This is a genomic window from Shewanella sp. SG41-4 (genome assembly GCF_014164505.1).
GTDB lineage: Bacteria > Pseudomonadota > Gammaproteobacteria > Enterobacterales > Shewanellaceae > Shewanella.
On the sequence record NZ_JACJFI010000158.1, the window covers coordinates 1 to 9,839 of the forward strand.

Genomic DNA, 9,839 nt, shown 5'->3' on the forward strand with positions numbered 1-9,839 from the left:
CGTTGATGATGATATAAATTTTTATCAAACTTTAATATGGTCGTTCATAAGTGTCGAATGGCAGGCATCAAGGCCTACAGATTGTCACCTATAAAGTAACTTTGTGTAGACCTCGTGATTCTAGGCAACGCTCTTTTACCATCTCTGTGGTAAATACTGCGTGAAATACAAGGGCATCACAATATTGGTTTGTTCTAACGCTGATGAGCCTTGTGTGCCAGTTAACTTAAAGGTTTTACTTGGAGTACATTTTTCAACGTAGGATGCCAGCGATTTTGCTCTTGTACGTTTACCACTTTTGACTTCAACAGGGATGATATCGCCTTCATCGGTTGCCAAAATAAATTCGATTTCGGCGCGGGCGTCATTCCATGAATAACTTGGGTCAACGCCAATGGCAGTGAGCTCTTGTTGTACAAAGTTTTCTGCCACATAGCCTTTGTATTCGTAGTTTTGTTGCTTAATCTCTTTATAACTACTGCCTAGCATATGATTGAGCAGACCCACATCAAACATAAACAGTTTAACCATATTTACTTTTTTATAGGTCGCCAGAGGTGATTTCGGCAATCCTTCAATAGGGTAGTTTGGCAAGGCTAAGCGGCAACAGTTAAGCCAATGAATTGCGGTTTCAAAATCGCTATAACGAGATTTACGTTCATGCACATGTTTAAATTTAAAGCGTTAACGGACTCATCGCTCCCAATTTGGAATGCTATTAAACACAGATTCAATCAGTGTGGCATCGACCTTGCCCGCATACTTACCAAAATCTCGGCGATAACCTTCAACTAAATCGGCATGAATTTTAGTGACTTTTTCAACACGCTCTAAAATGCTTGAATCTTTTAACTGATACCAAGCCGAAACGGCTTCCGGCATACCACCGGTAAAAAAATAGTCTGTTAGTTTATTCATCAATTTAGTATGCACTGCCGGTGTGCTTGCTTGACTATCAAAGGTTTTTTAACTAACTGAGGTTCGAAACTGCCTTCACGGTCTCGCGGTGTATCAAGTTCAAACTGGCCATCTTCAGTTTGAATGCGCTTGCTGGTTTTACCGTTACGGCTATTAGATGAAGTGGATTTATGATGTTTCTCATAACCCAGATGCTCATCCATTTCGGCATTAAGAGCGGCCTCGACGGTTATCTTCTTGAGCATCTGACTAAATTGATTTAAGTCTTCTGGTGTTTTAATGCTTTTAGCTGCTTCTTTAGCAAAAGCTTCAATATCTTTTTTGTTCATGATTATCTGCCTATCCTTAACTCTCAATAGAGTACGTGTTGATAAGCAGTTACACAAAATTAGTTACAGTCTCGCTTTTCAAGAAGCTCTGGGGCCTTTAATGTTTGATAGTCCTCTTGAGTAAAAAGATATTTTTATTGAAAATCCAGTTAGCTCATCCACTTTTTACATTCTAAATTCAGTAGTAGTGACTTTGCCTAGTAATTCGTTACTCACAGTTTTGAACAGTTTCGTCAACGTATTTCGCAAGTAGACTTGAAATTTATCCTGAGCCAGGGTTCTAGCAAATACATCTGTTGGTAAGAAACGTTTCATTTCTGCAATAAACGCTTCACTAGACACAATATCAGGAAGTCGTTCGAGAAAGTTTTCCAACATTTTGTCGAATTGCTCAAGTTTATAATCTGACACCTTGTTTTTCACTAAGTCCATATTGAGTGTCGCGCCTTGCTGCTGTAACCACGCTAAATCCCATATATCTCGATGACGGACATATCTCGTAGTGGCAGGTAAAGAAATGATCTTATCCGCCATGACTTCATCCAAGCTCTCCGTCAAAATTAACGTATCACTATATCCATCAGGCAAAAAATCATAGTTTATTTGAAGAGGTTGAGGTTCTTTCGTATAGGCTGGAATGTTTGCCACTTCTACTTTAATCTTCTGTTTTGGTAGGTCTTTTCTCTCAGGAGAAGTCACGACTGCTATTTGCCACTTATCAATGCTCAATTCCGCATATTTAGGATCTTGCTTTAGCTCCTTTGGCTCTTTTACCGTCACTTCAAGCCCGTACCGCTCGCCAATGTACTTTTCTATACAATATTTCATGTCTGCTAACATTGCTGAGCTGAAATCTTTCCCGCCAGCAAAGTCCAGATCTTCGCTAAAACGATTGCCCCCATAACACAGTCGTAACGAAGTGCCACCTTGAAAGGTCAGTTTGTCTAGAAGCCCACCTTTCTCTAACGCAAATAAAATGTCGTAATGTAAGAGCTCTTTCTCTATCACAGATCGCATGTGAGATACATGTTCAACCTGCATTGCTTTATTCACCAATTGCGCGAAATTTTCTTGATTAATTCCCATATAGTCCTTCCTTGCTTACTAAATGTGTATTTCGGCCAACTCGTTTTAAGTCTCTGTATGCAGTTTGTTTCGTCGCTAACCTAAGTGGTCTACCAACTAAACTGGTATTATCTAGAATGTCCATCGGGTCTCGTTTCGTATGCGTAAATTCAATTGTACCTAAAGGTGTTTTGAATTCACCGGAACGTCCCGTTGTCATAACAGTTAACCGATCTACTGGAATTTGCGAAATAACACCAAAATCAGAAAGTGCAGATTCCAAGCTAATGTAGTTATATTCTCCACGTCGAATAGTTTTAGCAATTTGCTCCAACGTATTGATCCCTTTCGACTGCGCTAAATTGTATAAGTACACACCATTAATGATTCGAGTGAGTAAGCCATCGTCTTGCAAACGTTTAATTCCCGCCCGCAATGCTCGCTCATTATCTTGATGAAAGATTTTGGCCAGATCTGAACTAGTAAAAACACAGCGGCCACGCTTGTCATATTCTATGAGCTTTTTAATTGCCTCAGCCTTTTTCACAATACGCCTCTAGTCATCACGAATGACATTTAAACATGTCACAATTGTAGACTTAATTCTGGCATGGTGCAAGTTAACAAAAATGACGCTAAAAAGTGTCATAATTGTAGACTTGATTCTGGAGCTATTACTAAATGGACTTAGTCAGTTTATTTTGTGTTTGTTTGTAGCGGAATTCTCCAACCATAGCTAAGGAGCGTTTGGTGGGAGATGGATAGCGTACATAGCAAAGCTATGTTGGCCTGTCTTGGTTTTGTATATACGCCTTCAATGTTTCCAGTGGAGCACCGCCAGCGGTTAGTAAGCAATAAGCCCTTGACCATAAAGCAGGCTTCCCGTAATACGCCTTCATATGCGCTGCATATTGTTTTCTGATCAGTCGGCTGGTAACCGTTTTTAGACTGTTAATAAATTTAGAGGGCTGCAAGGTGGGGTTGAACTCCAACATTAAGTGGATATGAGCCGCTTCCCCGCCAAACTCTAATAAACCAACCTCCCATGATTCACATTGCTTCTCACAAATAACCTTTAGCGCATCAAGGATCTCTGCCGTAAAACATTTATGGCAACACGCGTTAGTATGTAATTACATCTTTAACGCCTATAGCGTGTAAAGATTGCTTTAACGGTTCTAGCGTGTAAAACTTGATTTACCTGCTGTAGCGTGTAAAATGATATTGGAACTGTTTATATAGGTAAAGTGATTATGAAGGTGACGAACTCAAAGCAGCTTAGCGCGTATCTTAAAGATGCACGGCTAAATATGAAGCTATCGCAAAGTAAAGCGGCTAGTAAGGTCGGCATTCGTCAGGATACGGTTTCTAGCTTTGAGCAGAACCCTGACTCTACTAAAATAGAAACGCTGTTTAAGATATTATCGGCATTAAACCTTGAGCTAGACATTAAGGTTAGAAACCCAGAGTTAGGGGGTGAGCTTGTAGATGATAAAGCCATACCGACTGAGCAAGAATGGAAGGAGGAGTGGTAATGGCTATCCTTGATGTTTATATGAATGGTTACCTAGTCGGAGAGTTAACTAAATCGACCACAGGCTCCCATCTGTTTAAGTATGAACAGCAATGGTTAGATACCTCTAGCAGTCGTCCCATCTCTTTGTCTATGCCACTGCGTAAGCAAGCGTATAAAGGTGATGAGGTTTACAATTTCTTCGATAATCTACTCCCAGATAATATTGAGGTGAGAAACAGAATTGTTGTTCGCCATAATGCTCAATCGACCCAAGCGTTCGATTTATTGGCTAAAGTCGGCCAAGACAGTGTCGGTGCATTGCAGCTCGTACCGCATGATCAACAGCCGTTTGATATTAAAAAAATTGAGTCTAAACCCTTATCGGATCAAGAATTGGAAAGAGTGTTAAAGGGTTATCAGTCGGATATTCCACTAGGCATGTTAACCGATGAAGATGACTTTCGAATATCGATAGCAGGTGCCCAAGAAAAAACGGCCTTACTTAATCTAGATGGACAGTGGCGGCTTCCTATTAAGGCGACCCCGACAACGCACATCATTAAGCTGCCCATAGGTTCGATACAGAGTCATTCACATACTCTTGATATGTCTGACAGCGTTGAAAATGAATACTTATGTATGATGATAATGAGGGAGTTTGGCTTAGATGTACCGCAGTGCTCGGTCATTAAAGTGGGTGATGTTAAAGCGCTTGCTGTGGAACGCTTTGACCGTAGGCTCTCATCTGATGGTAAATGGATTATGCGTTTGCCCCAAGAGGATTTTTGCCAAGCATTAAACATTCCGCTAGCGAGAAAATATGAAAGCCACGGCGGCCCCGATATTGAGCAGATTATGTCATCTTTATTAGGCTCCACCAATTCAGAGCAAGATCGAGTTAACTTCATGAAGTCTCAGGTACTGTTTTGGCTATTAGCGGCAACCGATGGTCACGCTAAAAATTTCTCACTTTTTATTGAGGCGGGTGGTGGATATCGACTAACCCCTTTTTACGATATTTTATCTTTGTATCCTGTGCTCGGGGGTAAAGGGTTAAATATTCGCGATGCAAAGCTGGCTATGGGGCTCAAAGCGACAAGAGATAAGAAGTACCAAATAGCACAGATCTTCCCAAGGCACTTTATTCAAACCGCAAAAGCCGTTGGCTTTGATACTGCAACTATGGCGGACATCATGAATGAGATAGCCAATTCAGTTGACTCAGTCATCACTAAAGTTAAATTACAATTACCTCAAGATTTTCCAGTGCATATAAGGGATACAATTCTTGATGGCTTACAGGATAGATCTAGACGACTACTTAAATAGCAATTGGCTTCTTGTTTTAAAGACTAGGTTGCTTTTTTTCTCAGTTCCCACACCAAACTTTGATTACTAACCCAGAAATTCCACCAGGTGGAAAATGGCGCAGTGTTTGTCATCACTGCTTTCAACCTTCCTCTTAGCAGCGACTGAAGGTCCTAGGAACTCGCAAGCTCGCCTGAGGACGGGCTTAGAAGTGAAGCGCCCTGCTAGATCCCTACAAATCATCATCCTGGTATGCTTTTGCGCCAGAACCATCAGTTGCGCTTTTATAACTGATGATTTCACCCTGTAAAAACTTATCTCTTGGTAAGACCAATAACTCCAGTCCAACCCCCCTTAGGGCTTTACCTAAAACGAATGCGCTAGCTTTCGATTTATCTCCCTCAATCTCAGATAATGCCTTCCTTGTAATGCCAACCATTTTGGCATATTGCTCTTGATTAGCGAATAGCATTTCAGTACGCAACCTTTGCAAAGCCTTACCCGTCGAGATCTGACTGGTAATAAGCTCAATACAAATACTTTTCATAAGCTCATCTTTGACAGAGCTCGGCAATTTTTTACGCTTAGCAGCAAGTGGTAGTCGGCCATGACGATTATCTTGGGCTAACATTTTGGCCTTTTCTGTCATAGTAGTTTCCAGGTTTTGAATTTCTTCTCTAAATTTTCATACCCCATACTTGGGAAAGAGAGAATAGACTGGGGAACACCTCGGTTTCCCAGCCTTTGCTTGAGTTCAACTAATTCTATTGCTGTTTGAGCCAATGCATCTAAAAGGGCTTTTGGTTCAATAAGATCTGCAAGACTATTAGCGATTTTAACAAAGTCATATTGTCCACCTAATTCAAGGCCCGCCCCCCATATAAAAGTCCTTGATATCACTTCTGGATCGGCTTTCATGGGGGCAAAGTCGTAGATAGGCGCGAGGGATACGCGATTGTTCTGCTTGATGAATGACGTATTACGACCGTGATTATCGGAATTACCAAAAGCAATATTAAGCAAGTCCCTGCGAACCCACTCGATAACAAACGCTGCTATTCCATCCTCTACATCGAGAAACGTTGTTGTTTCACTGTTATCGCTTTTTAAAGTAAACACTTCTATCAAAGCGCGGATCACCTCGCCATGCTCCATCATAGTCGCTGGAGCAATATCTAAGACAGAGTAAACTGACTCCATACCAAGCAATTGCTGTTTATTGCCTATTGTTGCAACATCGAACCTTGGCAACCACAGTGATGGACCTCGCTCGCTCTCCATCAACCGCATTTCATCAGTGGGTATAGTATCGAAACCTAACGCGTTAAGTTCGTGATAGAAGTGAAACTCAGCCCTTAAAATATCGTGGTCGATACTTGCACTTCCTCTTGGAAATTTAACTAAGTATCGGGTGTCTAGATTACTTGGATTATCTTGAAAGGTATCGATCCACACTCTGTCATCTGGATCACAACGAAGAAGTAATTTAGGCGCCGCACCACCAGCACCAGACGCACCGCCGGCAGCGGCTCCATTTGCCTGTGCGTATTCGATAAAGTCGACTTCAAGCCTACAGACATCCTCAACGCTAAACGTTACTGGTATTGGGTTAATAATAATAGCAGGTACCGACTCTTTCACTCTGATATTGCCTATCGGTGCGATAGTACCTTGAGATAACAGGATAAAATTCCTGGTAAGCTTATCTTCATCGAGCAAGCGCAGTGTTCGTAGCCAATATTTACGACTTGAGCCTGCGGGAATAATGTCATCTAAAAAACGAAACCAGTTTGTATTATTTCGATAGGGCATGGTGTCGTTTGGCAAAGTGACGCTGGTTGCGGTTTCTGCAAAATCATTATAGTGTGTAAACACATGATCTGTTTCATAGTCCAGTCGACAAAAGCTTGAATCAAGGTGTTCTGCAAACTCGATAGTCGCAACATCATGCCACTCAAAAGCGTAGTTAATTTGAATTGTAATTGCTTTAGGCATAATGCATCCATTTCGGTTCAATAAAGAGTGTAAAACTAATTTATTGAAACAATATTAGCACATAAAATGGCTATTACACTATTTATTGACACGATTCATGCTCAAAAAGTCAAGCACCAGTTTATGACCACAGAACGCCCTAAGTAAAAGAGCGTGATCCTAGGAACTCGTAAGCTCGCCAGAGGACAAACTTCATCTGCTAGGCTTTTTCCTTTGTATAATCTATCAGGCAGCTAAATGTTATAACGTGCTTGAGTCATACACTGCTGTGAGGTTCTCTAATTGTCAAAAACGGATAGTATATTTATGGGTTGCGATACCTAATCAACCTTAACTATCTGATTGACAGATCTTCCACAAGCGCTCTATTGGGTTTAAATTCGGACTGTAAGGCGGTAGATAATGAAGTTCGATATTGAGCTCTTTCGCTTTCTTTTTTACCCCCTCGGCTCGATGATAACCTGCACCATCTAATATTAAGTGAATGCGCTGGTCACTGCCGTTATATTCTCTTATCTCCTCGAAGAAATGCTGAAAAGTATCGCCATTTACCTTATCGTAACACTTCACTTGAGCGGCGGCTAAGTTATTCAAATCAATCGCGCCTACAAGGTTTAGTCGAGTACGACTTCCTGTGGTTTCTAGCGCTTTATCATATCCTGTTTTTATCCAGCCACAACTAACCTTTGTCGCTTGAGTTGGGTGCATCGCATTCATAAATAATATAGGTTCATCAACCGCTTGGGATTTAAGCTTGGTATGTTCCTCAATAAAAACGGCTTGCTTTTCTTCATCAAACTTATGAGGTAAGCCTTTAGGGTATTTGTAACTGAAGTTTTGTTGATGAAGCCACTTGTTTAAACCTGGAATGGAGAAACGGATCTCGTGGGTTTTCCAGATGTACTCAATGATTTCATAAGAGCAGCGATATCACCCAACTTGTGCCATTCCTTCAAAGCTCGGGGTATAATACTCTAATTCATAGGTCATCCAAAGTAACCTTCACGCCAGGTTGTGGATCGGCCAAGCGAGCCTTTGCTAACGCTATAAGGGCTTGGTCCCCATCGGTTAACAGTACAGACTTAAATGGCAGTGCCCCTCTTTGCGCTACATATTCTAATGTTTGTCGTAGCAACTCTGATGGCGTCACACCAAGTTTTTCCAAGGCCGCATAAGAGCGTGTTTTTAGCTCATCATCGACACGAATATTAATGGTTCCCATAATCTGACTCCGTACTTACAAATGTAATTTCACGGTATGATTTTGCAGTGACTGGAAAATCGTGGTTCAACCAATTTTATTCATAGGTGAATGCGATAGTGATAATATTATTTGTCACCTTCAGACAATAATTAATTGAATAGGTATAAATCAAATTACACATATTTACCTGTCTTTCGTATAATTACACATAAGTTAGATAATTGCGTGTAATTAGAGGTAACAATGAGTCATTGGAGTTTTTCTAGATCAGAATTAGCAGAGCATTACATTAACATACTCGTGACTGGCTTATTTTCAAACCTTGCCTTGATAAAAATCGGTAAAATAGCCATAACTTATTAGGGTAAAGCTGCTTAAAATCAATCGCTTAGCTGTTTGTGTTGAATGTGGTTGGCGGTTTAATCGCATATCCACTCAAAGAAAGTAAGCCACAATGTAATATCTCTGATGTCGATTTCAATGCGATTTCTGTTATGGCTTAAACCGATCTGAGGTTACTTAAGGTATGAATATTGGTTTAGTGTAAATCAGTGAGTTTACGTTGATAAGTATTTTAATACGATAGTGATTAAAAATCACCCTTTAGTAAACTTACGCAACAAACTTATAATGGTTATTTGCTACCCAATGTTGATTAAACCAAGCCGATCGAATGTCTGTCTGCGTTAAAGGTTAGTCGGAGTAAAAAATTCAGTGAGTTTACTTTGGATGAATTATCGCATTTAGCGGCCAATGCCATGTTGCCAGAAAAGCGGGTGCTGGATCCTGTTAAGCAAACAGTGGAAGGTTTCTAAGAAGTATGGACGAAAGAAAAAGCGCATTTGCCGCTGATCAAATCTATGATTGAAGTGATTGATAAACCCTTGCGAGATCTGCCATTAGGCTGATTGAGGAAGATCCAACACAAGCCATTCAATGTCATGTAACACCCAACCTATGGCACAGTTACTTGTCGATCAATCCACAAGTTAACCGTTATTTTGTATTGGGCTAATCTTCTGAACAAATCATGCATCTTCATGAGTTGTATGAGGTTGAGCGGTCATCTCATTCTTACCTAAACCCATTAAAAGGATCACAGTCTATGCGTAACCTGACAGAGAATGCAGTCCCCCTCACATCTAGCTCAAAAATTGCTCTTCATAATGGCAAACAATTTCAACCAAATCATCTAGTTCATTTCCCTGTTCTGTATTAGGTTCTGCATTCCATATTTGCTCAATTCGCTTCAAGGCTAGCTTATGCTCGGCAGAATTCGATATCTGGCATGCCGCCAACACTTCTCTGACACCAATACGCATATCTGAGCTTTCTTTGAGAAAAATAGCTTTATCCTCATCTACAACGTCAACAATATTATCGAACAGTCGCCCCTCGCAAGTACCTAAGTCTTGAGTGTTTGCTATCTTAATGTTTAAAGAGTCCATCGATATCGGCTTTTTACTCATGTTCGGTATACCCAATATAAAATGTATTTATTACC

General features: G+C 40.7%; 8 protein-coding genes and 5 pseudogenes. 3 read left to right on the forward strand and 10 right to left on the reverse strand.

Going from position 1 to position 9,839, the window contains the following annotated elements:
- Positions 1-135: 135 nt before the first annotated feature.
- From H5202_RS14065 to tnpA, 5 genes and pseudogenes are all read right to left on the reverse strand, one after another.
- Positions 136-966 (reverse strand): annotated as a pseudogene (locus H5202_RS14065) (DUF4143 domain-containing protein); the annotation flags it as partial.
- Positions 963-1,247: pseudogene (locus H5202_RS14070) on the reverse strand (transposase); the annotation flags it as partial. The pseudogenes H5202_RS14070 and H5202_RS14065, both read right to left, overlap by 4 nt.
- 165 nt (positions 1,248-1,412) lie before the next feature.
- Positions 1,413-2,333, reverse strand: a complete 921-nt coding sequence (locus H5202_RS14075) for a nucleotidyl transferase AbiEii/AbiGii toxin family protein (RefSeq protein WP_182772627.1) — start codon at positions 2,331-2,333, stop codon at positions 1,413-1,415.
- The gene (gene abiEi / locus H5202_RS14080) at positions 2,323-2,859 is read right to left on the reverse strand and encodes a type IV toxin-antitoxin system AbiEi family antitoxin (RefSeq protein WP_182772628.1); all 537 of its coding nucleotides are present in this window, start codon (positions 2,857-2,859) and stop codon (positions 2,323-2,325) included. Before abiEi ends, H5202_RS14075 begins: the two co-directional genes overlap by 11 nt.
- Before the next feature lie 232 nt (positions 2,860-3,091).
- A pseudogene (gene tnpA / locus H5202_RS24795) lies at positions 3,092-3,415 on the reverse strand (IS200/IS605 family transposase); the annotation flags it as partial.
- 150 nt (positions 3,416-3,565) lie between these two features.
- Between tnpA and H5202_RS14090 the strand changes: the two are divergent.
- A complete protein-coding gene (locus tag H5202_RS14090; protein WP_182772629.1) occupies positions 3,566-3,847 on the forward strand; it encodes a helix-turn-helix domain-containing protein in 282 nt (93 codons plus the stop codon).
- Complete coding sequence (locus tag H5202_RS14095) at positions 3,847-5,157, forward strand: type II toxin-antitoxin system HipA family toxin (RefSeq protein WP_182772630.1); 1,311 nt, start codon at positions 3,847-3,849, stop codon at positions 5,155-5,157. The genes H5202_RS14090 and H5202_RS14095 overlap by 1 nt, the downstream gene beginning before the upstream one ends.
- A 211-nt stretch (positions 5,158-5,368) precedes the next feature.
- Here the strand turns inward: H5202_RS14095 and H5202_RS14100 are convergent, their stop codons facing one another.
- The 4 genes and pseudogenes from H5202_RS14100 to H5202_RS14115 form a co-directional block, all read right to left on the reverse strand.
- Positions 5,369-5,785 carry a helix-turn-helix domain-containing protein gene (locus H5202_RS14100; protein WP_182772631.1) on the reverse strand — a complete coding sequence of 139 codons (417 nt, stop codon included), beginning with the start codon at positions 5,783-5,785 and terminating at the stop codon, positions 5,369-5,371.
- Positions 5,782-7,131, reverse strand: coding sequence for a type II toxin-antitoxin system HipA family toxin (locus H5202_RS14105; RefSeq protein WP_182772632.1), 1,350 nt, complete (start codon positions 7,129-7,131; stop codon positions 5,782-5,784). The genes H5202_RS14100 and H5202_RS14105 overlap by 4 nt, the downstream gene beginning before the upstream one ends.
- A gap of 348 nt (positions 7,132-7,479) precedes the next feature.
- Positions 7,480-7,995: pseudogene (locus H5202_RS14110) on the reverse strand (IS630 family transposase); the annotation flags it as partial.
- Positions 7,996-8,110: 115 nt separating this feature from the next.
- Positions 8,111-8,353, reverse strand: coding sequence for a type II toxin-antitoxin system RelB/DinJ family antitoxin (locus H5202_RS14115; RefSeq protein ID WP_182772633.1), 243 nt, complete (start codon positions 8,351-8,353; stop codon positions 8,111-8,113).
- Positions 8,354-8,730: 377 nt separating this feature from the next.
- On the opposite strand from H5202_RS14115, the pseudogene H5202_RS23985 reads away from it, so the two are divergent.
- Positions 8,731-8,838, forward strand: a pseudogene (locus tag H5202_RS23985) (IS982 family transposase); the annotation flags it as partial.
- Between the two features lie 639 nt (positions 8,839-9,477).
- Here the strand turns inward: H5202_RS23985 and H5202_RS14125 are convergent.
- Positions 9,478-9,804, reverse strand: a complete 327-nt coding sequence (locus H5202_RS14125; RefSeq protein WP_182772634.1) for a hypothetical protein — start codon at positions 9,802-9,804, stop codon at positions 9,478-9,480.
- Positions 9,805-9,839 lie beyond the last annotated feature (35 nt).